The sequence below is a fragment of the Variovorax sp. 10L421 genome (genome assembly GCF_056395365.1).
Genome location: NZ_JBFTJJ010000025.1, coordinates 38,919 through 62,670, shown reverse-complemented (window position 1 = coordinate 62,670; position 23,752 = coordinate 38,919). Strand labels below are relative to the sequence as shown.

Annotated in this window: 19 protein-coding genes and 1 pseudogene; 6 read left to right on the top strand and 14 right to left on the bottom strand. The window is 68.2% G+C overall.

Annotation, left to right across the window (positions count from 1 at the left end; genetic code table 11):
• Nucleotides 1–26 precede the first annotated feature (26 nt).
• The 7 genes from AC1DFC_RS24535 to AC1DFC_RS24505 all read right to left on the bottom strand — a co-directional run bounded on the left by AC1DFC_RS24535 (nucleotide 27) and on the right by AC1DFC_RS24505 (nucleotide 9,490).
• On the bottom strand, nucleotides 27–3,146 hold the full coding sequence (locus tag AC1DFC_RS24535) for an autotransporter outer membrane beta-barrel domain-containing protein (RefSeq protein WP_478180157.1): 3,120 nt from the start codon (nucleotides 3,144–3,146) through the stop codon (nucleotides 27–29).
• A gap of 373 nt (nucleotides 3,147–3,519) precedes the next feature.
• Entirely contained in the window at nucleotides 3,520–3,897 is a 378-nt protein-coding gene (locus tag AC1DFC_RS24530) for a hypothetical protein (RefSeq protein ID WP_413334580.1), read from the bottom strand.
• A 51-nt stretch (nucleotides 3,898–3,948) separates the two neighbouring features.
• On the bottom strand, nucleotides 3,949–5,253 hold the full coding sequence (locus tag AC1DFC_RS24525) for a c-type cytochrome (protein ID WP_413334582.1): 1,305 nt from the start codon (nucleotides 5,251–5,253) through the stop codon (nucleotides 3,949–3,951).
• A complete protein-coding gene (locus AC1DFC_RS24520) occupies nucleotides 5,250–7,502 on the bottom strand; it encodes a xanthine dehydrogenase family protein molybdopterin-binding subunit (protein ID WP_413334584.1) in 2,253 nt (750 codons plus the stop codon). Before AC1DFC_RS24520 ends, AC1DFC_RS24525 begins: the two co-directional genes overlap by 4 nt.
• Nucleotides 7,499–8,002 carry a (2Fe-2S)-binding protein gene (locus AC1DFC_RS24515; RefSeq protein ID WP_413315804.1) on the bottom strand — a complete coding sequence of 168 codons (504 nt, stop codon included), beginning with the start codon at nucleotides 8,000–8,002 and terminating at the stop codon, nucleotides 7,499–7,501. Before AC1DFC_RS24515 ends, AC1DFC_RS24520 begins: the two co-directional genes overlap by 4 nt.
• Before the next feature lie 185 nt (nucleotides 8,003–8,187).
• The gene (locus AC1DFC_RS24510; RefSeq protein WP_007835573.1) at nucleotides 8,188–8,409 is read right to left on the bottom strand and encodes a DUF1059 domain-containing protein; all 222 of its coding nucleotides are present in this window, start codon (nucleotides 8,407–8,409) and stop codon (nucleotides 8,188–8,190) included.
• A 19-nt stretch (nucleotides 8,410–8,428) separates the two neighbouring features.
• The gene (locus tag AC1DFC_RS24505) at nucleotides 8,429–9,490 is read right to left on the bottom strand and encodes a class I SAM-dependent methyltransferase (RefSeq protein ID WP_007835571.1); all 1,062 of its coding nucleotides are present in this window, start codon (nucleotides 9,488–9,490) and stop codon (nucleotides 8,429–8,431) included.
• A gap of 144 nt (nucleotides 9,491–9,634) precedes the next feature.
• Here AC1DFC_RS24505 and AC1DFC_RS24500 point away from each other — a divergent pair, with 144 nt between their 5' ends.
• The gene (locus AC1DFC_RS24500) at nucleotides 9,635–10,123 is read left to right on the top strand and encodes a helix-turn-helix transcriptional regulator (RefSeq protein ID WP_478180156.1); all 489 of its coding nucleotides are present in this window, start codon (nucleotides 9,635–9,637) and stop codon (nucleotides 10,121–10,123) included.
• Between the two features lie 88 nt (nucleotides 10,124–10,211).
• On the top strand, nucleotides 10,212–11,414 hold the full coding sequence (locus tag AC1DFC_RS24495) for a DUF2252 domain-containing protein (protein WP_478180155.1): 1,203 nt from the start codon (nucleotides 10,212–10,214) through the stop codon (nucleotides 11,412–11,414).
• A gap of 38 nt (nucleotides 11,415–11,452) precedes the next feature.
• Here AC1DFC_RS24495 and AC1DFC_RS24490 read toward each other — a convergent pair whose 3' ends face one another.
• Entirely contained in the window at nucleotides 11,453–11,974 is a 522-nt protein-coding gene (locus AC1DFC_RS24490; protein WP_007835568.1) for an Lrp/AsnC family transcriptional regulator, read from the bottom strand.
• Between the two features lie 92 nt (nucleotides 11,975–12,066).
• Between AC1DFC_RS24490 and AC1DFC_RS24485 the strand changes: the two genes are divergently transcribed.
• On the top strand, nucleotides 12,067–15,675 hold the full coding sequence (locus tag AC1DFC_RS24485) for an indolepyruvate ferredoxin oxidoreductase family protein (protein WP_478180154.1): 3,609 nt from the start codon (nucleotides 12,067–12,069) through the stop codon (nucleotides 15,673–15,675).
• On the opposite strand, the gene AC1DFC_RS24480 is transcribed toward AC1DFC_RS24485, so the two are convergent.
• Nucleotides 15,662–16,015: a helix-turn-helix domain-containing protein gene (locus AC1DFC_RS24480; protein ID WP_007835566.1), complete on the bottom strand. Its 354-nt coding sequence runs from the start codon at nucleotides 16,013–16,015 to the stop codon at nucleotides 15,662–15,664. The two genes, AC1DFC_RS24485 and AC1DFC_RS24480, sit on opposite strands and share 14 nt — an antisense overlap.
• On the opposite strand from AC1DFC_RS24480, the pseudogene AC1DFC_RS24475 reads away from it, so the two are divergent.
• A pseudogene (locus AC1DFC_RS24475) lies at nucleotides 15,978–16,166 on the top strand (TolC family protein); the annotation flags it as partial. The gene AC1DFC_RS24480 and the pseudogene AC1DFC_RS24475 overlap by 38 nt on opposite strands.
• A 32-nt stretch (nucleotides 16,167–16,198) precedes the next feature.
• On the opposite strand, the gene AC1DFC_RS24470 reads toward AC1DFC_RS24475, so the two are convergent.
• The 5 genes from AC1DFC_RS24470 to AC1DFC_RS24450 all read right to left on the bottom strand — a co-directional run bounded on the left by AC1DFC_RS24470 (nucleotide 16,199) and on the right by AC1DFC_RS24450 (nucleotide 20,005).
• Nucleotides 16,199–16,483 (bottom strand): LamG domain-containing protein, encoded by a 285-nt coding sequence (locus AC1DFC_RS24470; protein WP_007835565.1) that lies wholly within the window; start codon nucleotides 16,481–16,483, stop codon nucleotides 16,199–16,201.
• 87 nt (nucleotides 16,484–16,570) lie between these two features.
• Nucleotides 16,571–17,197 (bottom strand): superoxide dismutase, encoded by a 627-nt coding sequence (locus AC1DFC_RS24465; RefSeq protein WP_478180153.1) that lies wholly within the window; start codon nucleotides 17,195–17,197, stop codon nucleotides 16,571–16,573.
• Between the two features lie 169 nt (nucleotides 17,198–17,366).
• Nucleotides 17,367–17,804 (bottom strand): chromate resistance protein ChrB domain-containing protein, encoded by a 438-nt coding sequence (locus AC1DFC_RS24460; protein ID WP_007835563.1) that lies wholly within the window; start codon nucleotides 17,802–17,804, stop codon nucleotides 17,367–17,369.
• Between the two features lie 27 nt (nucleotides 17,805–17,831).
• Complete coding sequence (locus AC1DFC_RS24455) at nucleotides 17,832–19,019, bottom strand: chromate transporter (RefSeq protein WP_007835562.1); 1,188 nt, start codon at nucleotides 19,017–19,019, stop codon at nucleotides 17,832–17,834.
• On the bottom strand, nucleotides 19,016–20,005 hold the full coding sequence (locus AC1DFC_RS24450; protein ID WP_007835561.1) for a chromate resistance protein ChrB domain-containing protein: 990 nt from the start codon (nucleotides 20,003–20,005) through the stop codon (nucleotides 19,016–19,018). Before AC1DFC_RS24450 ends, AC1DFC_RS24455 begins: the two co-directional genes overlap by 4 nt.
• A gap of 106 nt (nucleotides 20,006–20,111) precedes the next feature.
• Here AC1DFC_RS24450 and AC1DFC_RS24445 point away from each other — a divergent pair, with 106 nt between their 5' ends.
• Complete coding sequence (locus tag AC1DFC_RS24445; protein ID WP_478180152.1) at nucleotides 20,112–21,938, top strand: ABC transporter ATP-binding protein; 1,827 nt, start codon at nucleotides 20,112–20,114, stop codon at nucleotides 21,936–21,938.
• Nucleotides 21,935–23,737, top strand: a complete 1,803-nt coding sequence (locus tag AC1DFC_RS24440; protein WP_478180151.1) for an ABC transporter ATP-binding protein — start codon at nucleotides 21,935–21,937, stop codon at nucleotides 23,735–23,737. The genes AC1DFC_RS24445 and AC1DFC_RS24440 overlap by 4 nt, the downstream gene beginning before the upstream one ends.
• Nucleotides 23,738–23,752: the final 15 nt, after the last annotated feature.

Below are 23,752 nucleotides of genomic sequence, written 5' to 3'. Positions count from 1 at the left end.
GCAGCGGCGGAAACAGTGGCAGCGCGTTACCAGCGGACCTTCACGCCCACGCTGCCGTCGATTCCGCTCTTCGTGCGGGTGGCTCCGCCCGAGGCCCACAGCTTGCCCAGTTCCGCGTACAGGCTCATGCTCGGCGTCAGCTGCAGCGTGGCGCCTGCCGCCAGCTCGGTGCTGGTGCCGCCGGTGCGCGTGGCGATGTCGGTGTACGCCGCGGGGCCGATGAAGCGGCTGACGTCGGTGCCGCCGCCGCTGCGGTAGACGTTGACCCGCACGTAGGGCTGCAGCAGGCCGGCGGAGGTGGCGATCTCGCCCTTGACCCGCACGCCCGCGCGCGCCAGCCAGCCGCTGTGGCTGTCCTGCTGCACCAGGGCGCCCGGGATGCCCGTGTCGTGCAGGCTCACGCGCTGGTGCACCAGCTGCAGCTGGGGCTCGAGGGTCCAGTTCGGCGCGATGGAGAAGGCCTGGCCCACCTCGATGGAGGCCAGCAGGCTGTTGCCGCTGCCGGAACTGCCGAAGCCCAGCGTGGGTGCCGCCGTGTAGCGGTGGCGGCCGGCCTGCAGCACGCCGTCCACGTACAGGCCGCTGCCGTTCTTCCAGGTGGCGTAAGCGCCCAGGTACTGGCTCTGCAGGTCGTTGGAGCCGGCCGCGTAGTTCGCAAGGCCGCGAGCGAAGCCGGTCACGCGCATGTCGCCGTCGAGTTCGCCGATGTAGATGCCGGCACGCCAGTTGGCGTCAGCCCACAGGTCGGTGCCGGCCTGGAAGCCCGTGAGACGCCCCTTGCTCGCGGGGCTGACGGTGCCGCTCTGGTCGATGGTGCGGTTCGTGCTGATGAGGCGGGCCCAGGTCTGGCGGTAGCCCTGGTCCGGTGTAGCGGTGCTGGCGCCGGCCGGGCCGTCGTCGCCCACGCGCTGGTGCATGTTGCCCAGCATCGCCAGATTGGATTGGCGCAGCTGCTCGGGCAGCGCCGCGTACAGCGGCACTTCGGCGCGGTAAGTTGGCACGATCACGCCGCCGCCACCGCCGCCACCGCCGCCACCGCCGCCACCGCCATTGCCGCCAGTACCGCCGCCGGTGCCGCCACCAGTGCCGCCGCCGTTCCCGCCACCGGACGGCGGGACGATGACGGCGCTGGAGCGCAGGTACCAGTTCTCGCCCGCGCCGGTCGCGTCGGCGGCGTACAGCCGGTACTCGAAGGCGCCGGCATCGACGTGGCCGCCCGCCAGGGCGAAGGCGCTCTTTGTGGTCTGCGCGGTGGTCGTGGCGCCGTTCAGCGCGCTGACGACTTCAATGCCGTTGCCGGCGGTCAGCGCGCCCAGGCCTCCCAGGTTGGTGATCTGCACGTTGGTCGTGCCGCTGGCAATGGCGGTGCTGCCACTGAGGACCAGCCGGTCGCTCGCGCTGGTGCTGTCGCCTAGCGCCGTGCCCAGGCGCAGCGTGCCGCCGTTGCCCACCCACGGGCCTGTGACCGTGAGGACGGTGCCGGGCGCGCCGCCCAGCAGCGAGACGGTGCCGCCGTTGGCCATGGACGCGATGGTCTGGCTCTGGCCGGCCAGGTCCAGCGTCGCGCCCGAGGCGACCGTGAAGGCGCTGGTGCTGCTGAAGGTGTTGGCCGCGCCGGCGCGCAAGGTGCCGGCGGCGACGTTGGTGGCGCCCGTGTAGATGTTGGCGCCGCCCAGGGTGAGCGTGCCCGCACCGTCCTTCACGAGGCTGCCGGCGCCCGTGATCGGGCCCGTCCAGCCCATGTCGTGGCCGTTGGTGTTGAAAGTGCCCGTGCCGCCCAGCAGCAGGGCATTGCCCAGGCTCAGGCCACCCGCGCCGGCGATGATGCTGGCCGTGGCACCGCTGTCGATGGCAACGGCGCCCGACAGCGCCGCGCCGGTGTTCAAGGTGAGGCTGTTGCTGCCGCCCGTGAACTGCACGGCCGAGGCCCGGGTGATGCCATCGCCGCCCAGTCCGCCGGAGATGGTGCCGCTGCTGCTGATGGCGAGGTTGGCGCCCATCACGCCCACGCCGCCTGCACCGTTCGCGCCGCTCGCGCCCCCGTTGCTGTTGGCGCCGCCGACGCCCCCGGCGCCGCCGGCGATGGAGCCGCTGTTGCTGATCGTTGCCCCGGCGCCCGTGGCCCCCAGGCCGATGCCGCCGTCGCCGCCAGCGCCCGGCGCGCCGGTGCCTCCCGCGCCGCCGCCGCCGGCTCCGCCAGCGCCTCCGGCGCCAGCCGTGACTGCGCCGGTGTTGACCACGGTCACGGTGCTGCCGGTCAACGTGATGCCGTTGCCGCCGGCGCCGCCGCCGCCGCCCGAGGCATTGCTGCGCGCCGGCAGCAGTTCGGACCCGCCTGCGCCGCCGGCTCCGCCCGCGATGGTGCCGCTGTTGGTGAACGTGAGATCCGGCGCCGTGGCGTTCAGGAAGAATCCGCCGCCGCCGCTGCCGCCGCCACCGCCTTGCGAGAAGGCGCCGCCGCCCTGGCCCCCCGCGCCGCCCGTCGAACTGCCGGAGGCCGTGTAGTTGCCGAGCGGGCCGTTGAGGATGGACCCATAGCCTCCCGCGCCGCCGCCGCCGGCCGCCCAATAGCCGTTGCCGCCCGCGCCCCCGGTGCCGCCGGTGTAGCTGTCCGAGGAGGAAGAGACGCCGCTGCCGATCGACGCGCCCTGGAAGCCACCCCCGCCGCCGCCGCCGTATCCGTTGCCGTTGCTGAAGTCGCCGGTCTGGGACTGGCCCGCGCCGCCGTTGTCGCCCTGCATCACGCCCGGGCTGACGACGTTGCTGGTAGTGCCCGCCGCGCCACCCGTGCCGGCGGTGGCGCCGCCGAAGGAGCCGATGTTCGCGTTGGAGCCCGCCGTGACGCCGGCATCGGTCGACGACCCACCGGCTCCTCCGCTGGCGCCCACCGTGGTGTCGTTGAGCCCGCCGCTGCCACCGCTGCCGTTGCTGCCGCCGCTGCCGGCGTGCAGCGTCGGATCGCCGACGGGCTGGCCGCCGGCGCCGCCAGCCGCCAACGCCGGCCCGGCGGCCAGAAGCAGCACCGCCATGGCCACGGCCCCCAGTTCGCCCAGCCGCGCCGACCGCGCGTGGCCGCGCGAGGTTTCGGGGGCGGCCACCCAAGTGCCGAGCGTTGGATTCCACAGGGTTCGAAAAATCTTGTTCATGGCTTCAATCGTCCGTTCGTTACCTGGCGGGCAGGCTCCCGTGCGCCGGAGCACTCTCCTCTTGCGCATGCAGATGTCTTGTTTTCTGTTTGCCAAGACAAAATGTAAGTACGCGTATGGGGCGGCGATATGCCCGGAACCGGGTACCCCTGAGGAGGCCGATGGGAAGTGGGTGGGAGCGTGCAGCCTGTGCCGTGACCGCTCGGCATGGCTCGCGGCGCGGCGGCGCGGGCCTCTTGGGGCCGATCTCGAGGGCCGCAAGCGTCAGAGGTGGAGCTCCGCCTGCCGCGGAATTCCCATGATCGGTGTCTAAAAGTAACCGGTGTTTCGAGCCGGATACAGCACTGCTCGGCCGTTGCGGCCGATCCGGTCCTCAATCGCGAGTGCTTGTCGGAGCTTCCGGCGCCGGCAGGGTGGACTCGAATTGCGCGGCGCCGCTCGCCGCATCGCAGCTTGCCTTCAACTCGGCCGCGACCTGCTCCGGCTCCTGGCGCAATTCCGCAAGATCGCGCTCCCCGACGCAGTGGCCTTCGAGCCGCACATAGATGCGTTTGAAATCGCCACCGAGTGCCCGGGCCACGTCGCCCAGGCACTCGGCGAGCGTGGCGAAATCGCCGTCACGGTACGAGCTGGGCGGTATCACGCCTTTCGAACGCGGCGCGCGAACCGTGTAGGCGTAAGACGCGGCTTCTTGCCTAAGCTCCACCACAGGCTGCAGGCAGAACTGAATTTCCCTGACTCTTTTTTTCATGGCCGCAGTGTAGGTGCGGCCCCTCCGGTGCTGCCCCCGGGGGAGGGGGCGTCATTGCGTGCGCTGCTTCGCGACGAACTCCGGCGTGACCGTGCCCTGCTTGTTGCCGAATTGCGCGATCACGTAGTTGGCGAGCGCCGCGACTTCGGTGTCCGTGTAGGCCTTGCCGAAGGCCGGCATGTAGACCTTCTTGTCGTGCACGCGCATCCTCACGCCCTGCAGGATCATCTGCGTGACGTTGGAGCCGTCAGGGTCGTTCACGCCGCGCGTTCCCAGCAGCGATGCGTTGGCCGTCTGCTGGCCTTGCCCGTTCCACTGATGGCAGCTCGCGCATGCCGCAGCGAAGAGCCTGAGCCCTTGCTCGTGGCCTTCGGCCGTGTTGGCTGCCGGTGCCGCTGCGCTCGCCGCAACGGCCCACGGTGCCTTCGCATCGACCTCGATCGGCGCCTTGCCCGACTTCGCCGGTACCGTGCGCAGATAGCTCACGAGCGCCGAGGCGTCCTCCGGCTTCAGGTATTGCAGGCTGTGTTCCACCGCCTCGCCCATGGGCCCCGAAGCGGAGCCTCGGCCCTCGGCATGCCCGGTCGTGAGGTACGAGGCAAGCTCGGCATCGCTCCATGCGCCGATGCCGTTCTTCGCATCTGACGTGATGTTGTAGGCGCGCCAGCCCTGGACCGACTCGCCCGCGAGGTCGTTGCCCCTTTCCATCGCGAAGGCGAAGTTGCGCGGCGTATGGCATTCCGCGCAGTGGCCGAGCGCTGTCGCGAGGTACTTGCCCTGGTTCCACGCTGGCGGCTTGGACGCATCGGCCTCGAAACGGGTGCTCTTGAAGAAGGCCGCATTCCAGAAGCCCATGGCCCAGCGCTGGTTGAACGGAAATCCCAGGTCGGCCTCCCTGTTCGGCTGGTTCACCTTGGGCAGGCTGAAGATGTACGCCTTGATCGCGAGGATGTCCTTGCGGCTCAGCGCGGTGTACGAGGTGTACGGGAACGCCGGGTACAGGCGCTTGCCGTCCGCGCCCACGCCGTCGTGCAGCGCGCGCACGAATTGGTCGTCGCTCCAGTTGCCGATGCCCGTGGTCGGGTCCGCGGTGATGTTCGACGAGTAGATCGTGCCGAAGGGCAGCACGAAGGGCAGGCCGCCCGCAAAGGGCTGCCCCTTGCCGGGCACCGTGTGGCAGGCGATGCAGTCGGCGGCCTTGGTGAGGTATTCGCCGCGCACCAGCAGCGCCGCATCAGCCGGCGCACCGGCCAGCACCGGCGCCTCGCCCTCGGAGCCGTCGGTACGGTTCAGGAAGAAATACAGCGCCGCGCCAACGACGAACAGCACCACCAGCACCTTGAGGAGCCGCTTCATGCTGCGCTCCTTGCGCCGTGCCCGGCATCGGCGATCTTTTTCTTCAGCGCCTCCTTGTCCTGCGCCAGCAGTGCACGGTTCACCGGCAGCGCGCGCAGCCGCACGCCCGTGGCCGCGAAGATCGCGTTGGCGAGTGCGGGCGCCGCAATGGCGGTGCCGACCTCGCCGAGCCCGCCGGGCGCCTCGCCGCTCTTGACGGTATGGACCTCGACCGGCGGCGCCTCGTTGATGCGCAGCATCCGGTAGTCGTGGAAGTTGCTCTGCTCGATGGTGCCTTCGCGCAGCGTGATCTCGCTGAAGAGCGCGGCGCTCAGGCCGAACAGCAGGCCGCCCTGGATCTGCGCCTCGATGGAGCTCGCGTTCACGGCAATGCCGCAGTCGAGCCCGACCACCGCGCGCCGCATGCGCACCTCGCCCTGCGGCGTGACCTCGACCTCGACGATGGCGCACACGCGGCTGCCGAAGGCATCGCCCACGGCCACGCCGCGCCCGACGCGGGCCGGCAGCGTGCCCTTGCCCCAGCCGATCTTGTCGGCGGCCAGGTCGAGCACCGCCAGCGTGCGCGGGTTCTTCTTCAGCATCGCGCGCCGGTAGGCCACCGGGTCCTTCTTCGCGCGCTGCGCCAGCTCGTCGATGAAGCTCTCCATCACGAAGAGGTTGTGCGTCGGCCCCACGCCGCGCCACCAGCCGACGTTCAAGCCGGGCGGCATGTCGTGCCGCACCCACTCGACCTTGAGGTTCGGCAGGTCGTAGCAGGGCTCGGCCACGCATTCGATCAGGTCGCTGTCCATGCCGTCCTTGCCCATGAAGGCCGGAGCCCATCGGCCCAGCACCGTGCCGCCCGCAATGCGGTCGCCGAACCAGAGGATCCGGCCCTCGCCGTCGACCACGGCCGAGATGTCGTCGTGGTACATCGGCCGCACGATGTCGTGGCGGATGTCTTCCTCGCGCGTCCACACCACCTTGAGCGGGTAGGGCACCTGCTTGGCGAGGGCCACGGCCTGCTCGACCGAATCGGTCTCGAGCCGCCGGCCGAAGCCGCCGCCCAGGTACTGGTTGTGCAGAACGACCTTGTCTTCCGCAAGGCCGGCGACCTTGGCCGCGGCGCTCACGCAGCGCGTTGGCACCTGCGTGCCGACCCAGATCTCGCACTCGCCGGGCCGCACGTGCACTGTGGTGTTGAGCGGCTCCATCGTCGCGTGGGCCAGCATCGGCAGGTCGTAGGTCGCCTGCACCAGCGTGCCCTCGGGCCGCTTGCCGGTTTCCTTGCCGACGATCGCCTTGTCCTTCGCCAGCGCACCGGCCAGTGCCGCGCGCAGCTGCTGCGTGGTGAGCGCGGCGTTCTGCCCCGGCGTCCACTGCACGTTCAATGCATCGAGACCCCGCTTCGCAGCCCAGAAATGCTCGCCCACCACCGCAACCGCGTCCTTGATGCGGAGCACGTCGATCACGCCGGGAATCGCACGCGCCGCCTTGTCGTCCACCGAGGCCAGCACGCCGCCGAGCGTGGGGCAGGCCTTGACCGTCGCCACTTTCATGCCCGGCAGGCGCACGTCGATGCCGAACTGCGTGCTGCCGTCGACCTTGCCGGCCGAATCGACGCGCCGCAGCGGCTGGCCGATGAGCTTGAAATCCTTCGGTTCCTTCAGCGCCACCTTGGCAGGCATCGGCAGCTTGGCGGCCGCACCGGCGAGCGCGCCGAAGCCGAGTTGCCGGTTGGACGGCGCGTGGCTCACCACGCCGCGCGCGACCGTGCAGCTCGCAGCATCGACCTTCCACTGCGCGGCGGCAGCGCTCACCAGCAGCGTGCGCGCCACCGCGCCGGCCTCGCGCAGCACGCCGTAGGTGCCGCGCGTGCTGGTCGAGCCGCCGGTGATCTGGCCGCCGAGCAGCGGCATGCCGTACAGCGCCTCGTTCGGCGGCGAATGCTCCACGCGCACCTGGTCGAGCTCGACGCCGAGTTCCTCGGCCAGCAGCATCGCCGAGCCGGTGTAGATGGCCTGGCCCATCTCGGCCATCGGCATCACGAGGCGCACGCCACCATCGGCGTCGATGCGAATGAAAGCGTTCGGTGCGAAGGCGGGGTTGCCATCCACCAGCGCAGCGGCCGCGTCGGCGGGCTGCTGCCGCGGGCTGATGGCGGCAAAGGCCTTGCTGCCGCCGACCCAGGTGAAGGCCAGCGCCAGGCCGCCGGCCTGCAGTGCGCCGCGCCGGCTGATACCCACGGCACCCACGGCGGCCGGCTTCACGATGCGCTCCTGACAGGCATCGCGACGACCGACTGCAGCACTTCGGCCTTGCCGGTGGCGGCCTGCTTGATGGCCGCGCGGATGCGCGAGTAGGTGCAGCATCGGCAGATGTTGCCCGACATGGCCATGTCGATGTCGGCGTCGCTCGGGTTGGGTGTGCGCTGCAGCAGCGCGGCCGCGGACATGATCTGCCCCGACTGGCAATAGCCGCACTGCACCACGTCGACGTCGAGCCAGGCCTTCTGGATGCTCTTGCCGGCCGGTGTCTGCGAAACGGCTTCGATGGTGGTGACGGCCTTCTTGCCGATGGTGCCGATCGGCAGCACGCATGAACGCACGGGCTGGCCGTCGAGGTGCACGGTGCAGGCGCCGCACTGCGCGATGCCGCAACCGAACTTGGTGCCGGTGAGGCCGACGACGTCGCGCAGTGCCCAGAGCAGCGGCATGTCGTCGGGAGCGTTGAGGGCAACGGACTGGCCGTTGATGTTGAGATCGATCATGGACCCGCCTTCTTGTCTGGTTCGCCGTGGTGGCAGCAAACCATAGCGCGACTTCGGAAAGCGCGCTCGGCGGGCAGCGCAGCACTCAAGCGGGCTGCTCGGTTTTCATCGACGGGTGCTCATTGCAAGCACCCGAAGGTATTCATCGCCGTGCGAAACGGCGCTCGGATCCGCGCAGGATCGTCTCAGGCGGGAGCCTTCTGTGCGGGCGCCTGCACCGGCGGCGTGCCGGTCTTGAACATGCTCGCCAGTTGCTTGCGCAATTCGGGTGTGTCGGTGTGGCCGTGGACGGCCACGGCGTGTTGGACGGCGGCATCGAGCAGTTCGCTCTCGCTGTCTGCGGACAGCGCGACACTGCAGTTCATCGTGCTCGGATACTCGCGGCAGTCGATGTATTGGCGTGACATGGCAGCTCCTGGAATGTCCTCACGGACGTGCTTCGAAAATCAGGTTGAAGGGCGTCTCGCTGGCGCGGCGGAAATGCGTGAATCCGCCCTGCGTGACGACGTCGCGAAGGCGCGCCTCGCCCGCCTGCGCACCGAGGCAAAGGCCCACCTCCTGCGAGCGCGAGGCCGGCGTGCAGATGAAGTTCGACGCCGAATAGAACACGCGCCCCACGGGGTTGATGTTGTCCTCCAGCCGGTCGTTGGCGAACGGCTCCACGAGCATCCACGTACCCTGCGGCTTGAGGCTTCGCCGCACGTGAGCCGCTGCGCCGACGGGATCGCCCATGTCGTGCAGGCAGTCGAAGAACGCCACCAGGTCGTAGTCTTCGCCGGGAAAGTCCTTCGCGCTCGCGACCTCGAAGCGCAGGCGCTTCGCATCGTCGATGCCGGCCTTGCGCGCCGTTTCGCGCGCGCGTTCGATCGAAGGCGCGTGGTAGTCGAAGCCGACGAAGCTGGACTCCGGATAGGCCTGTGCCATCAGCAGCGTCGAGGCGCCGTGCCCACAGCCCACATCGGCCACGCGCGCGCCGCGCTCCAGCAGCGGACCGACACCTTCGAGCGCCGGAATCCACTGGCTCACGAGGTTGGCCGCATAGCCGGGCCGGAAGAAACGCTCGGTGCCGTTGAAGAGGGCGGGGTCATGCTCGTGCCAGCCGATGCCCAGGCCCGTGCGCATGGCCTGGACCATCTTGGGAATGGCCTTGAACTGCGCCACTGCGATCTGGAAGGCGCCGGGCACGAAGGCGGGGCTGCCTTCCTCCGCGAGCGCGAAGGCCTGCTCCTCGGACAGCGAGAACAACTCGCCCTTCGGTTCGTACTGCACATAGCCGCTGGCGGCCTGGGCCGAGAGCCATTCGCGCAGGTAGCGCGGGTCGGTCTCGGTGCGGCGGGCCAGTGCCTCGGCGGTGGCGGGGCCTTCGGCCAGCGCCTTGTACAGGCCCAACTGGTCGCCGACGACGATGGTGGCCGCGTGCATCACGGCACCGATGTCGTGGACGAAGTTACCCATGAACGCGTTAAGCCGTGTTTCGTCGATAGCCATGTGTATCCCCTTCGCCGGCCGGCGGCATACGCGGCGCTTGCCTGCCTATACTGAATCGGCGGCAAGGGCCTGCGAGCATCCTGCGTCTCGATGCATGCAGGCGCCATACGCAGCAATGCGTATGTGCCGTGAAAGGGGCATGCCATGACGCACCTGACGCGCAACGATTGCGCAAGCGCACTTCGCCTGCTGGAGCAGCTCGAGTCCGGGCATTCGCCCGTGCGGCATCGCGAGGCCGCCAGCAATGGCTTGCGCACGACCCTGCACGTCGCCAAGGCACCGGGCCGGCGCGAATTTCGCCAAGCCGAACTGCAGGCCGACTACTACCGGCGCGTGGGGCTGGAGCATGCGGTGGCGGTGGCCTTGCTTTACCGGCTGGCCCGCCGCACCGAGGCGCCGTTGCCCGATGCGCCGGCCATGAACGCACCGCCCCCCGGCCTCACGCCCCGCGAGGGCGAGGTCATGCACTGGCTCTCGCGCGGCAAGACCGACGCCGAGATCGCCGCCCTGCTCGCGATCAGCCCGCGCACCGTGCACAAGCACCTGGAGCACGTCTACGTGAAGCTGGGCGTCGAGACGCGCACGGCGGCCGTGCTGCGCTCGCTCGGCATGGGCGGGCCCGACATGCCCTGAAAAAAAGCGCGCCCGGCAAGCAAAGCCGGGTATCGGCACGCGTTGGCCGAGAATCTGCCGCTCATTCAAGCGGGAAACGAACAACGCCATGCTGAACGTCGCCAAGACCATCCGCAGCTTCAACGCCGGGCGCGATCCCGAGCGCCTGGTGATGAAGTACGCCAACCTGCGCGCCAACCCCTTCGTCTTCCTGCGCGGCACCTGCCACCTTTTCTACGACCGCCTGCCGGCCGATACGCTGTTCACCAAGGCGCCGGCGGCCTGGCTGTGCGGCGATGCCCATCTGGAGAACTTCGGCAGCTACAAGGGCGACAACCGGCTCGCCTATTTCGATCTCAACGACTTCGACGAGGCCGCCTTGGCGCCCGTGACGTGGGAGCTGGTGCGCTTCCTGTCGAGCATCCTGGTGGCCGGCGGCAGCCTGCGCGCAACGCCCGACGATTCGAACGCGCTGTGCAAGGTGTTTCTCGAAGGCTACGCCGGTGCATTGGCGCTCGGCAAAGCCCGCTGGGTGGAGCGCGACACCGCCAGCGGCCTCGTTCATGAACTGCTCGCGACGCTCAAGGCCCGCACGCGCGCCGCCTTTCTCGACAAGCGCACCGAACGCAAGAACGGCGGCCGGCGCATTCGCCGCGACGGCGAGCACGCGCTGCGGGCCGACAGGGCCGGGCGCGAGCGAGCGGCCAGGCTGATCGACGCATTTGCGGCATCGCAGGACAACCCGGGCTTCTTCAGGGTGCTCGACGTGGCGCGGCGCATCGCCGGCACCGGCAGCCTGGGAATGGAGCGCTACGTCGTCCTGGTCGAAGGCAAGGGCTCGCCCGACGGCAACTACCTGCTCGACCTGAAGCAGGCAACGTCGTCGTCGCTCGTGCCGCACCTGAAGATCAGGCAGCCCGCATGGCCGTCGCAGGCGCACCGCGTGGTGGCAATCCAACGCCGCATGCAGGCTGTGTCGATGGCCTTCCTGCATCCGATCGTCGATGGCAAGTCTTCCTACGTGCTGCGCGACCTGCAGCCCAGCGAGGACCGGGTGAGCCTCGACGTGCGCCGCACCGGACTGGGCCAGGTCAGCGGCGTGATCGAAGAGATGGGGCAACTCATGGCCTGGGCGCACCTGCGCAGTTCGGGGCGCCAGGGCTCGGCCATCGCAGACGAGCTGATCGACTTCGGCACCTCGGCCAGGTCGTGGCGCCGCGACCTGCTGGACGCTGCGCACCAGTGCGCAGCGCAAGTCGAGAACGACTGGAGGGCCTACTGCCAGGCTCATGACGCGGGGAAGATGGCGTAGCCTTCCCCGCCGGGCTGCGTCAAGCCGTTCATGCAGTCCTAGCTTCGCCGCGACCCAGCGGCGCGTGCCTTGCCAGGCAGCAGGTGGTCGAGCGGCAGCGCCGTCTCCGATTTGATCTCGCGCAGCACGATGCTCGAGCGCACGTGCGTCACGCCGGGCAGGCTGAACAGCACCTCGTGCAGGAAGCGCTCGTAGTGCTTCATGTCCGGCACGGTCACGTTCAGGATGTAGTCCGCGGGCCCCGTCGCCGACACGCAGCGGATGATCTGCGGGCTCGCGGCCACCGCCTCCTCGAAGCGCTGCACCATCGCCTCGCTGTGGCGGTCGAGGTTCACCTCGGCCACGGCCGACACGTGCAGGCCCACCAGTTCGGGATCGACCAGCGCCGTGTAGCCGCGGATGACGCCGGCCGCCTCCATGTCCTTGATGCGCTTCCAGCAGGGCGTGGGCGACAGGCCCACGGCCTCGGAAATCTGCTGCACCGTCTGGCGGCCGTCATGCTGCAGTGCAGAAAGAATCTTGAGGCAATGCTCGTCAAGAGAAAGAGAATCGACGTTCATGGCGAACTCCGAGAAGATTATTCTTCAAACAAGGGTTGGCGCCAGTGTATTGAAGAAGCACTTCCGCGGGGCGCCGCAGAACAATTCCGGGCATGAACGCCCCACACAACGCGACCGCACTCAGGCGGCCCGGCTACCAGCTTTCCGACAACCTCTGGGCCCCTTCGGGCTCGGTCTTCCTCACCGGCACGCAGGCACTGATCCGCGTGCTGGTGATGCAGGGCCGGCGCGATGCGCAGCGCGGCCTGCACACACAGGGCTTCGTCAGCGGCTACCGCGGCTCGCCGCTGGGCATGGTCGACCTGGCGATCTGGAAGGCCGGCGAACGGTTCAAGGAAACAGGCATCCGCTTCGTGCCGGCCGTCAATGAGGAGCTGGCGGCCACGCAGGTGCTGGGCACGCAGCGCGTCGAATCCGACCCCGAGCGCACCGTCGAAGGCGTGTTCGCCATGTGGTACGGCAAGGGGCCGGGCGTTGACCGCGCGGGCGACGCGCTCAAGCACGGCAACGCGTACGGTTCGTCGCCGCATGGCGGCGTGCTGGTGGTGGCGGGCGACGACCACGGCTGCGTGTCGTCGTCGATGCCGCACCAGAGCGACCACGCCTTCATGGCCTGGCGGATGCCGGTGATGCAGCCCTCGTGCATCGCCGAGTACCTGGAGTTCGGGCTGTACGGCTACGAGCTGTCGCGCTACTCGGGCGCCTGGGTCGGCATGGCGGCGTTGTCGGAGGTGGTCGAAAGCGCAGGCACCGTGGACCTGGACGTGGTCAACGCGCGCGTCGAGGCCTGGGAAGACGCCGACACCGTGCGCGCTGCCACCGGCCATCGCGCGCCAGCGGACGGCCTGCACTACCGCTGGCCCGACCTGCCTTCGCTGCGCATCGAGTCGCGGCTCGAAGACAAGCTCGCGGCCGTGGCCGCCTTCACGCGGCGCAACAGCATCGACCGCCACGTGATCGTGAGCGAGCGCGCGAAGGTGGGCATCGTCACATGCGGCAAGGCGCACCACGATCTGATGGAAGTGCTGCGCCGGCTCGAACTCTCGCCGGAGCAACTGGCCCGCGCCGGTGTGCGGCTCTACAAGATCGGCCTGAGCTTTCCCGTCGAGCAGACGCGCATCAAGGCCTTTGCGCAAGGGCTCGACGAAATCCTCATCGTCGAGGAGAAGGGCGCGGTCGTCGAGACGCAGCTGCGCGACATCTTCTACAACGCGCCTGCGGATGCCCGGCCCGTGCTCGTGGGCAAGCACGACCGCGAGGGCCAGCCGCTGGTGTCGGCGCTCGGCGAGCTGCGCCCCTCGCGGCTCATCGAACTGGTCGCGCACTGGCTGGCCGTGCACTTCCCCGACAACCACGACCTGGGCGACCACCTGCAGCACGTGCGCGACTTCACGCCGCCCGAGCTGCTTGGCAACGCGAGCGACGCCGTCAAACGTGTGCCGTACTTCTGCGCCGGCTGCCCGCACAACACCAGCACCAAGGTCCCCGAAGGCTCGACCGCGCGCGCCGGCATCGGCTGCCACTTCATGGCCAACTGGATGGACCGCAGTACGGCGGGGCTGATCCAGATGGGCGGGGAGGGCGTCGACTGGATCTCGCACGCGATGTTCACGAAGACGCCTCACGTGTTCCAGAACCTGGGCGACGGCACTTACTACCACTCGGGCTATCTCGCGATCCGGCAGGCCGTGGCGGCCAAGGCGACGCTCACCTACAAGATCCTGTTCAACGACGCGGTGGCGATGACCGGTGGCCAGCCTGTCGACGGCGCGATCAGCGTGGACGCCATTGCGCGGCAGGTCGAATCCGAAGGCGTGAGCAAGGTCGTCGTTGTCAGCGACGCCATCGGCAAGTACGACGACATCAAGGACCGCTTTCCGAAAGGCACCGAGTTCCACGACCGTGCCGCGCTCGACGACGTGCAGCGCCGGCTGCGCGAAATGGCCGGCGTGACCGTGCTCATCTACGAACAGACCTGCGCGGCCGAGAAGCGCCGCCGCCGCAAGAAGGGCGAGCTCGCCGATCCACCCAAGCGCCTGTTCATCAACGAAGCCGTGTGCGAAGGCTGCGGCGACTGCGCCGTGCAGAGCAACTGCGTGGCCGTGCTGCCGCACGAAACGCCGATGGGCCGCAAGCGCAAGATCGACCAGACCAGCTGCAACAAGGACTATTCCTGCGCCAAGGGCTTCTGCCCCAGCTTCGTGGGCGTGACGGGCGGCAAGCTGCGCCGCAAGAGCGGCGCGCTGGCCGCCGGGCGCGACGCCTTCCTGCATCGCGTGGCCGCACTACCGCACCCTGATGCGCACGTGTGGACCGCGCCCTACGACCTGCTCGTGACCGGCGTGGGCGGCACCGGCGTGGTGACCGTCGGCTCGGTGATCGCGATGGCCGCGCACCTCGAAGGCAAGGCCGCGAGCGTGCTCGACTTCATGGGCTTCGCGCAGAAGGGCGGCTCGGTGCTGAGCTTCGTGCGGCTGGCCGATTCGCGCGAGCGGCTGCACCAGGTGCGCATCGACACGCAGCAGGCCGACGCGATCCTCGCCTGCGACGTGGTGGTGAGTGCGTCGGCCGATGCGCTGCAGACCGTGCGGCACGGACGCACGCGCGTGCTTGCGAACATCCACGAGATTCCGGTGGCCGAGTCGCTGCGCAACCCCGATGCCGATCTGCACGTGGACCTGCTGCTGGAGAAGATGCGCTTCGTCGCCGGAGAGGAGCAGGTCGAGACCTTCGACGCGCAAAGCCTCGCGGAAGAATTCCTCGGCGATACGCTGGCGGCGAACATCGTGGCGGCGGGCTATGCATGGCAGCGCGGCCTGGTGCCGCTGAGCCTGGAGGCGCTGATGCATGCGATCGAGCTGAACGGCGTGGCCGTGGCGGCCAATCAGTCGGCGTTCTCGCTGGGGCGGCTTGCGGCGGGCGACCCTGCGGCGCTCGATCAGTTGCGCGCAGCGCCTACGGACGCACACGCTTCGCAGGCCGACGAGCGCCCGCTCGACGTGCTGATCGCCGATGCACGCCGCCACCTGACGGGCTACCAGAACGCCGCATGGGCAGACCGTTTCGAAGCGCGCATCCGCAGCCTGCGTGCACGCGAAGCTGCGCTGGCGGGGGGCGATGCGAGCCTGCCTTTCACGCGCAACGCGGCGCGCAGCCTGCTCAAGCTCATGAGCTACAAGGACGAGTACGAGGTGGCTCGGCTCTACGCCGACGGAGAGTTCGTGAAGAAGCTGTCGGAGCAGTTCGAAGGCGACCTGAAGCTCGAATTCCACATGGCGCCCCCGCTGGTCTCGCGTGCCGCGAACGGGCATGCGCCCGCCAAGATCCGCATCGGTGGCTGGATGCTGCCCGCCATGCGCTGGCTGGCGCATGGCAAGCGGTTGCGGGGCACGGCGTTCGATCCCTTCGGCCGCACCGGCGAACGGCGGACGGAGCGCGAGCTGATCGCGCATTTCGACGGGCTGTTCGATGCGATGGCCGGCGAACTCTCGGCCGGCAACCAGGCAACGGCCGCGCGCATCGCGGCACTGCCGCTGTCGATTCGCGGCTTCGGCCACGTCAAGCTCGCGAACCTCGAAGCCGCGAAAGTGCAGGAGGCGGAACTGCTGCACCGGTTTGCGCCGGCGCACTATGCGAAGCCGGAGCGTGCGCCGGGGGCAGGGCAGATTCGGGGGATTGCGATCGTGGCTAGCGCGCGATAGAAGCCGCATTGATGAGCTTGTCGAATGGGCTGACCTTCTTGCGGTATTCCCGTGACAGTGACGGGCGACGGTGCACGGGTGGCTCGCTTGAAGATTGAATGGGAAATTCCCGTGCGCTCTTTGAAGAAACGCGAGAAATTCCCCGGAGCCGAAAACTCAGGTCGAGTGCGAGGTCGGTCAGCTTCCCGCCATCGCTGTCCCTGCGCATCGCTTCTTCGACGCGCACGCCGCTCCAGAACACCTGCGGTGTCGTGTGTAACTGGTCGCGGAACAGCGCGAAAAAGTGCGCGCGCGACAGCCCGACCTTCGCGGCGATTTCGTCGATCGTCGTCAGCTTCATTGAAGTGCTGCAGGCAGACGAGAACCTGCTGCGCGATTCCGATGCAAGAGCCCAGGCGCAAACCGAATCGGTGCGCGCCGCGGTCACAGCCTTCAAGGCACTGGGGGGTGGCAGGCAACCAAGCGGACCCGACGCGACTGCAACCCGATAGGTACCGTCCGTATACGACCCTTTGTCAGACCATCAGGGCTTCGGGGCCGTCCCAAAACTGAAGTCGTCGAAAGCGGTGACGCTGTCAGCCTTGGTCCATACACCCACCGCGTCGGGACCTGCGATGTGGGTGTCCTCGACGTCAATGGCCGTTTTGCCATCGAGCAACACCAAGATGCGGGTCCCCTTGAACTCCACACGCAACGTATGCCACGCGCCTGCGGGCACTGGCACGTCGCCATACTTCAGCATTTTCCGCGCACCGCCTTCGGTCCAGTACAGCGAGACATTGTTCTCCAGCGCATTGGCCCGCGCCACGTTGTATCGAAGCGCAGAGTCTGCGCGAGAGGAGCTCCCGCTGCGAGGAGAGTCGCAGCGAGCAAGAAGCTTCGCTTCACGATCGCCTCACGCCTTCGTCGCGCCGCTGACCGCGAGTCGCTCTGCAACCTTCTCCCACTGGACGTTTTGGAAAAAGGCGTCGATGTACTTTGCGGCCGCAGCACCAAAGTCCATCTGGTAGGCGTGCTCGTACATGTCCATCGCCAGGATCGGCGTGGTGGCTGCTGGCCCGTGCGCGTGGTCTGCCATCCAGTAGTTCTCGAGCTGCCGCGTGTGCTGGTTGAAGCCCAGCACCACCCAGCCTGATCCACCACTCAGGCCTGCGGCGATGCGGCGGAACTCCGTCTCCCAGACATCGAAGCTGCCGAATGATTTTGCAATCACCTGACGCTCGCTCGCGCCGGCCTGGCCGCTGCCGCCGAGGTTGTCGAAGTACTGCTCATGCAGCACGACCGAGCCGGTGCGCAGCAGATGCTCGCGCTTGAGATCGTTGTAGACATAAGGCGGCAGTTCCTTGTCGGCCAGCGCTTCGCCCAGGCGCTTCTTCACCACGGCCAGTGCTTTCACCGAGCCGCCATAGTTGTTCTCCCAGTGCGAGCGGATCAGCCGCTCCGACATGCTGTTGAGCTTGGTGGGGTCGAACGGCAAGGGCTTGAGGGTGCCGCTGCTCTGGAAGGCTGGTGCGCTGGTCATGGGGGTCTCCTTCGAAGGATCGGTTGCAGCCGAGGCGGCGGTGGACAGCGCAAGAGATCCAGCGCCTGCTGCTGCAGTTGCGACGAAGTCTCTGCGCGTGGGGTTCGATTCGTGGTTCATCTGGTCCTCGCTTCGGAGCGCATGCTCAAGGGTGGTTGCTAGCCGTCGGTCACGTTTTCGCCTGGGCCTGGCGCGACTGGCACCAGGCATACAGAGCGTCGTACATCACGAGACCGTGCCGCAGCATCTCGTGATCGTTCGCAAAGTTCCGGGACAGTCCTTGCGAAATGGCGTAGAGCCCGGCCGACTCGGGCGTCAGGTCCAGGCGTGAGGTGTCGGCACCCCGCACGATGACGGCCAGGTGCTGCAATGCCGGGTCATCGAGCCGATGCTTCTTGAGGAACGCGTCGAAGCTGCAGAGCTCGCCCACATGGGTCATCTCGACGCCGGGAACGTCGTAGGGCACGGCACCGGTCTCGTCCGCGACCTTGCGCACCTGGTCGTTGGGCACGTAGAGGAACTCGGTCTCGTCGTCGATGAAGCGCGCGATCAGCCACGGGCAGGCGATGCGATCGATCTTCGGATGTTCACGGGTAACCCATTTCATGCGAGACCTCCTGCAGGCGTGGACGAATCAGTGGTGACCGAGCAAGGGATACAGAACGAGTCCGGCCAGCGCAGCGATCAGCACGATGACCGGCTCGGGAAACTTCTTGAAGCGCCACAGCACCGCCATCGTGACGAGAGCCAGCGCCGCGGAGACCCAGTCGGTGATCGAGCGTTGCCCGATGACGATCACGGCCCCCGTGATCGCGCCGATGGCCGCGGCCGTCACGCCATCGACAAACGCGACGATGGCGGGCCGCTTGCCGTACTTCTTGAAATACGGCGCCGGCAGGACCGTGAACAGATAGCAGGGAACGAAAGTCGCGATGGCCGCCACCACCGCACCCCAGAAGCCGCCGACCAGGTACCCGATGAAGCCCGTGGTGATGACCACCGGGCCGGGCGTGATCATCGCCACCGCGACCGCATCGACGAACTGGCGATCGGTCAGCCAGGCGTACTCCTTCACGACCCCGCCATAGAGGAACGGCACGATTGCCAGTCCGCTGCCGAAGACGAAGGTGCCGGCGTAGGCGAAGTACGCGCCGATCTGCCCCAGCTTGTGCCAGTCGATCGTGTCGAGTGCGAACCAGGCCGCGATGGGCGCTGCGAAGCTGTTGAGGTTGCGGCCGAACTTCGGCGGCGCGCGCCACAGCCACACCAGCACGCCAGCGCCGAGAAACACCCAGACGACCTCGGACTTCGTGATCACCGTGACTGCCGCGCTGAGCAGGAAGATCGCCCACAGCAGCTTGTCCTTGCCGATGTTCTTGGTCGTGAGCTTGTAGGCGCTCATCGCAATGATGCCGATCACCGCTGCGCCAACACCGTAGAAAACCGCCTGCATCCAGCCGATACCGCCGTAGGCGACATATGCGGCACCCAGGGCAACGACCATGAAGAACGAAGGCAGCACGAAGGCCAGGCCGGCAACCGTTGCGCCAATCACTCGGTGATGGACGTAGCCCAGGTAGATGGCAAGCTGCGCCGCCAGCGGGCCCGGCATCAGCTGAGCCAGTGCCAGTCCTTCCTTGTAGTCGCTCTCCGAAATCCACCCGCGCCGCTCGACCAGGTCCCGGTACATGTAGCCCGCGAGCGCCACCGGACCGCCGAATCCCCAGGTGCCCAGGGCGAGCATGTAGCGCACGAGCTGCCAGAGGGTGTAGCGCGTCGAGGCGGGGGCGCTGGCCATGTCTTTCGAGGTGATGTCGTTCATGTCGATGTCCTCTTCACGCCTTCGCGCCCGAAGTGCGCATACAGCGAATCCAGCACGCTACCGATCTCGGTGAGCAAGGCATCGTCATGCGGCAGACGCTCGCGTGCGCCGGCGAGAATTGCTTCGAAGCCGGCACCTTCTGCTACGGGGTTGGCGCCCATGTCCAGCGAACGCACCATCGCTCCCATGCGCATGAGGGCCGCGTCTTCTTCAAGCCCAAAGCTCGCCATCAGGGTTTCGAAGGTGACTCGTTCCCCGACGTGGGTGAAGGCGGCCCCGTCGAAGTCGAAGCCCAGCGCCTTGCGCGGGCAGTCGCTCGTCTTGGCGAGCCAGACGAACTGCGCGCCCGGATCGATGAAGCGGCGAATCAACCAGGCGCTGGCCACCCGATCGACCCACAGGCGCCGACGCGTCGCCCACACACGGCCCTGGTAGTCCGCGATGTCCAGGCGCGGGATCTGTCCTTCTGATTCGTGCGGCTCGTCGGGCGAGAGCACGCGATCGACCCGCTGGTTGAAATCTGTCCAGGCCGCTTCGGCTTCGAGGCTCGCTTCACCAGGGAAGAAGTCGGTTGCAAGGAGCGCTTCGTAGTCGCGGCGCAGCTTCTTCTGCAGGCGCGTGAGTTCTGCGACGCCCAGCGACGACAGGGTTGCCGCGGTCTCTTTCCAGAGCTTGGTCAATGTCGCGTAGTCCGCGCTGCGGTCGAAGAGCTGCGGGTAGGCACCAGCATCGGCCGGATTCGCCGGTGCGATCGCCATGAGCCAGGCGCTGCCGCCTTCGCGCGTGCATTCATCGGCCAGTTCCTGCAGGGCGTCCCGGTGCATCGAGGTGCCCGGCAGCAGATAAGCGCCGTCGCGCAAGGCTGCGCACCCCATGGCTTTGAGGGCTCGCCAGATGCGCATGCGCGCCGTGGCGCCCTGGGTGGGCAACGAAACGATCAGCAATAACCATTCGCGGGTGTCGGCGGTAGCATCAGACGGAGTCATGTAGCGAATAATACATTCATGTCTTTATCTCTACAAAGAAAGTATGAGGAAGCCCGGTCCGTGATCGTCCGTCTGCGACCGCATGACATGCACGCAGGCGACTGACATGGCGCACTACCTCTGGAAACTGCGTCCCTACTACCGGCAGACCGCCGGGCAGCTTGTCCTCGGCTCCCTGGCAGGCATCGTCATGAACACGGCCGTGGTCCTGCCGGCTGTGTGCCTCGGGCGCGCGATCGACGCCGCGACGCACTTCGCGCAGGGCCAGGTGACGCGCGCGACACTGCTGCAGGCCGTCGTGCTGTTCGCCGCCGCAACCCTGGCCACAGAACTGCCGCGGCTGGGCAAACGTTGGTGGTTGATGACGGCCAACGCGCGCATCCGCGCCAATCTGCGCGCGGATGCCCTGCGCGGGGTGCTCGCCTGGCCGATGGCAAAGCTGACCGCCACGCCCGTGGGCGACACCATGGCGCGCGTCATCGGTGACGTCGAGGTGCTGGGCGTCGGCATCCGCGAGGTGATCGTCGAGACCTGGGACACGCTCCTGTTCTTGATGTCGTTCTTCGTCGCCATGCTGGTGCTGGACGGGTCGTTGACCCTGCGCGCGCTGATTCCCGTGCCCTTCGCGATGGTGCTGGCCTGGGCCGCCGGACGCTTTATCCACCGACGCACGACGGCGGCTCGACAAGCCAACGGCGCGTTGACCGCGGGACTGCAAGAGCAACTGTCCGGCATCCGCGTCGCAAGGCTACTGGGGATGAAGCGGGCTGCACAGGCGCGCATCGAGCGGCTCGCAGATGCACAGGCGCACACGAATCTCGCGGCGGCGCGGCCCCGCGCCGGCCTGCCCGCGGTCTACACCACGCTGATGGCGGCCGGCATCGTGCTGGTGCTGTGGCAAGGCGGCGAAAAAGTCATCGCAGGCGCGTGGACGCTGGGGGTATTCGTGACTTATCTGGACCTTTTCCTGCGCTTCACCGGGCGCGGATTTCGAGTGCCGCAGTTGGTGAACTCGGTGCAAGCAGGCGGCGCAGCCTACGCGCGGCTCGCCCCTTTGCTCGCTGCGGCCCTGCCTGCTCGCGGCGAGCGTCGGTTCGCTTCGTTTCGCGCCAGCTACCTGGCCGGAACGACGCCGCGCTCGACCCTCACCCAACCGGCGTCACGAGTCGAACGAGGGCTTGCCGTATCCCTGCGCAACGTGAGCTTCTCTCACGGCAACGCCGACGCCGCCGTCACTGCGCTGAACCAGGTCTCACTTGAGATTTCGGCAGGCGCGTTCGTGGCGGTGACCGGGCCGGTCGGCTCGGGCAAGAGTGCGCTGGCGAAGGTTCTGCTGGGCCTGTACCCGCTCGCCGGCGGTGCCGTCTGCCTTGACGGCGACACGCCTGCACGACATCGCGGTGACATCGGTTACCTGCCGCAGGAGCCCTTCCTGTTCTCGGGTACGGTGCGCGAGAACATCACCATGGGACGTGAGCAGTCCGACCTCGCCACGATGAGCGCCCTGGAAATCGCCGCGCTTGCCAAGGACGTGGCGGGCTTCGAGCACGGCGTCGATGCCGAGATCGGCGAGCGCGGCATCCGCATTTCCGGCGGGCAGCGCCAGCGCGTCGCGCTGGCGCGCGCGGCGGCGGCGGACCCTCGGCTGCTGGTGCTGGACGATCCGTTCTCGGCGGTCGACGTCGCGACGGAAGCGCAGATCATTGCCGGCCTGCGCTCGGCGTTCGGTCGCGGGGCGCCGGCCGCGCGACAGGCCACCATCGTCCTGTGTTCGCACCGGCTGGCGGCCTTCCCGCAGGCGGATCTCGTCGTCGTGCTGGATGGAGGACGCATCGTCGAACGAGGCTCGCACGAACAGCTGATGATGGCAGGCGGGCTGTATGCGCGGATCTACGCGGCGCAGGCCGCGATGACGCAGCCGGAGGAGGCATGACGGCAACACAGTCACCGCAGGCACCAGCAGCACGCCAAGGACTCACGACCGCCCAGGTGGGCTCGCTGCTGGCGCCGCAAAGACGCCTGCTCGTGGCCATCGCAGCCAGCGTGCTCGCCGGTGCGGCGCTGGAGGTGCTGCCGCCGCTCCTGGTGCGGCAGGCCGTGGACGCCCACTTGGCCGTGGGCCGTGGCGACGGCCTGGTGCTGCTGGGCGTGCTCTACCTGCTGGTCGTGGCCGCGCAGCAGGCGTTGGGCTTCGCGTCCGCATACGGCACCGCGATCGCGGCCCAACGGGCATTGCGCGACCTGCGTGCGCGCCTGTTTGGCCATCTGCAACGACTGCCTGCGCGCTACTTCGACACGACCCCGTTGGGCGACACCGTCAGTCGCTGTACCGCCGACATCGACACCATCGACCGCCTGTTCTCATCGGGCATCGCAAGCCTTGTCGCCGACCTCGTGCGACTGGTCACGATCACGGTGACCATGCTCGTGCTCAGTCCCGCGCTGACACTGCTCTGCGCGCTGGCCGTGCCGCCCCTGTTGTGGTTCACGCGCTGGTTCCAGCTGCGGGTATTGGCCGCTGAACGGGCCAGCCGGGAGGCCGTGGGAAGCGTCAACACGGCACTCGTGGAGACCCTCGGTGGCGCGGAGGTCATTCGTGCTTTCGGACGAACGGGATTCTTCGAGCACCGCTTTCGTGGCGCCCTGCAGGCCATGCAATATGCCTATCTCGCGGCCACACGCTATTCGGCGATCTACACGCCGCTGATGGCCATCCTGGCGTCGCTGATCGTCTGCGGCCTGCTGTGGGCAGGCGCCGAGGGCGCGCTGGCGGGCTGGGGTGTCTCCATCGGGACGCTCACAGCCTTCGTGCTGCTGTTCCGGCGCTTCTTCGCGCCGATAACGACGCTGGGCGAGGAATGGCAGACCGTGCAGAGCGCGCTGTCCGGGGCTGAGCGCGTGTTCCAGGTCTTGGCGCTGCCGGTCGAGGAAACACCGGCCGTTCATTCCGCGCTACGAGCAAGGAGCGAACCCGAGCCGCTGATCCAATTGAAGGATGTGATCTTCGGCTACGTCGCCGATCGCCTCGTGCTGAAAGGCGTCTCCTTGAGCGTTCACGCAGGCGAGCACGTCGCGCTGGTCGGGCGCACCGGCGCCGGCAAGAGCAGCCTGATGCACCTCGCCGGCGGCTTGTATGCGCCCTGGTCCGGTGAAATTCGAGTGGCGGGCGCGGATCCTCGCGCCATGACGGACGAGGAACGCCGTCAGAGCCTGGGCGTCGTGCCGCAGACGCTGCAGCTGTTCAGCGGCAGCGTGCTCGACAACCTCAGGATGGGCGACGTCCTCGTGACCCGGACTGCTTGCGAAGCTGCAGCCAAGGCAACGGGCGCGCATGGGTTCATCCAGGCACTGTCGCAGGGCTACGACACGTCCCTGGACGCGGGTGAGGCCGGCGCCGCGTTGTCCGCGGGCCAACGGCAATTGCTCGCGCTAACGCGCGCGCTGGTGCGCCAGCCTCGCGTGCTGCTGCTCGACGAAGCGACAGCCGCGATCGACCACGCCAGCGACGCCGCGTTCCGCGCCGCGCTGCGCCGCGACGCGCACGACTCGTCCCGTGCCGTTCTGATCGTGGCGCATCGGCTGTCAACGGCGCGGGAGGCCGATCGCGTCATCGTGATCGAGGACGGCCGCATCCTCGAACAAGGGGCGCCGGACGAGCTGATCCGGTGCCAGGGGCGCTTCGCCGCGCTGCTGGCCATGGAAACAGCAGGCTGGGATTGGCATCAACGTTGACGTTGGAGGACAGAC

Coding starts and splice junctions, on each gene's coding strand:
- AC1DFC_RS24535 (WP_478180157.1), bottom strand. CDS start 3,146: ATGAACAAGATTTTTCGAACCCTGTGGAATCCAACGCTCGGCACTTGG.
- AC1DFC_RS24440 (WP_478180151.1), top strand. CDS start 21,935: ATGACGGCAACACAGTCACCGCAGGCACCAGCAGCACGCCAAGGACTC.
- AC1DFC_RS24525 (WP_413334582.1), bottom strand. CDS start 5,253: ATGAAGCGGCTCCTCAAGGTGCTGGTGGTGCTGTTCGTCGTTGGCGCG.
- AC1DFC_RS24510 (WP_007835573.1), bottom strand. CDS start 8,409: ATGTCACGCCAATACATCGACTGCCGCGAGTATCCGAGCACGATGAAC.
- AC1DFC_RS24490 (WP_007835568.1), bottom strand. CDS start 11,974: ATGAACGTCGATTCTCTTTCTCTTGACGAGCATTGCCTCAAGATTCTT.
- AC1DFC_RS24515 (WP_413315804.1), bottom strand. CDS start 8,002: ATGATCGATCTCAACATCAACGGCCAGTCCGTTGCCCTCAACGCTCCC.
- AC1DFC_RS24445 (WP_478180152.1), top strand. CDS start 20,112: ATGGCGCACTACCTCTGGAAACTGCGTCCCTACTACCGGCAGACCGCC.
- AC1DFC_RS24505 (WP_007835571.1), bottom strand. CDS start 9,490: ATGGCTATCGACGAAACACGGCTTAACGCGTTCATGGGTAACTTCGTC.
- AC1DFC_RS24495 (WP_478180155.1), top strand. CDS start 10,212: ATGCTGAACGTCGCCAAGACCATCCGCAGCTTCAACGCCGGGCGCGAT.
- AC1DFC_RS24500 (WP_478180156.1), top strand. CDS start 9,635: ATGACGCACCTGACGCGCAACGATTGCGCAAGCGCACTTCGCCTGCTG.
- AC1DFC_RS24530 (WP_413334580.1), bottom strand. CDS start 3,897: ATGAAAAAAAGAGTCAGGGAAATTCAGTTCTGCCTGCAGCCTGTGGTG.
- AC1DFC_RS24460 (WP_007835563.1), bottom strand. CDS start 17,804: ATGAAATGGGTTACCCGTGAACATCCGAAGATCGATCGCATCGCCTGC.
- AC1DFC_RS24485 (WP_478180154.1), top strand. CDS start 12,067: ATGAACGCCCCACACAACGCGACCGCACTCAGGCGGCCCGGCTACCAG.
- AC1DFC_RS24450 (WP_007835561.1), bottom strand. CDS start 20,005: ATGACTCCGTCTGATGCTACCGCCGACACCCGCGAATGGTTATTGCTG.
- AC1DFC_RS24480 (WP_007835566.1), bottom strand. CDS start 16,015: ATGAAGCTGACGACGATCGACGAAATCGCCGCGAAGGTCGGGCTGTCG.
- AC1DFC_RS24455 (WP_007835562.1), bottom strand. CDS start 19,019: ATGAACGACATCACCTCGAAAGACATGGCCAGCGCCCCCGCCTCGACG.
- AC1DFC_RS24465 (WP_478180153.1), bottom strand. CDS start 17,197: ATGACCAGCGCACCAGCCTTCCAGAGCAGCGGCACCCTCAAGCCCTTG.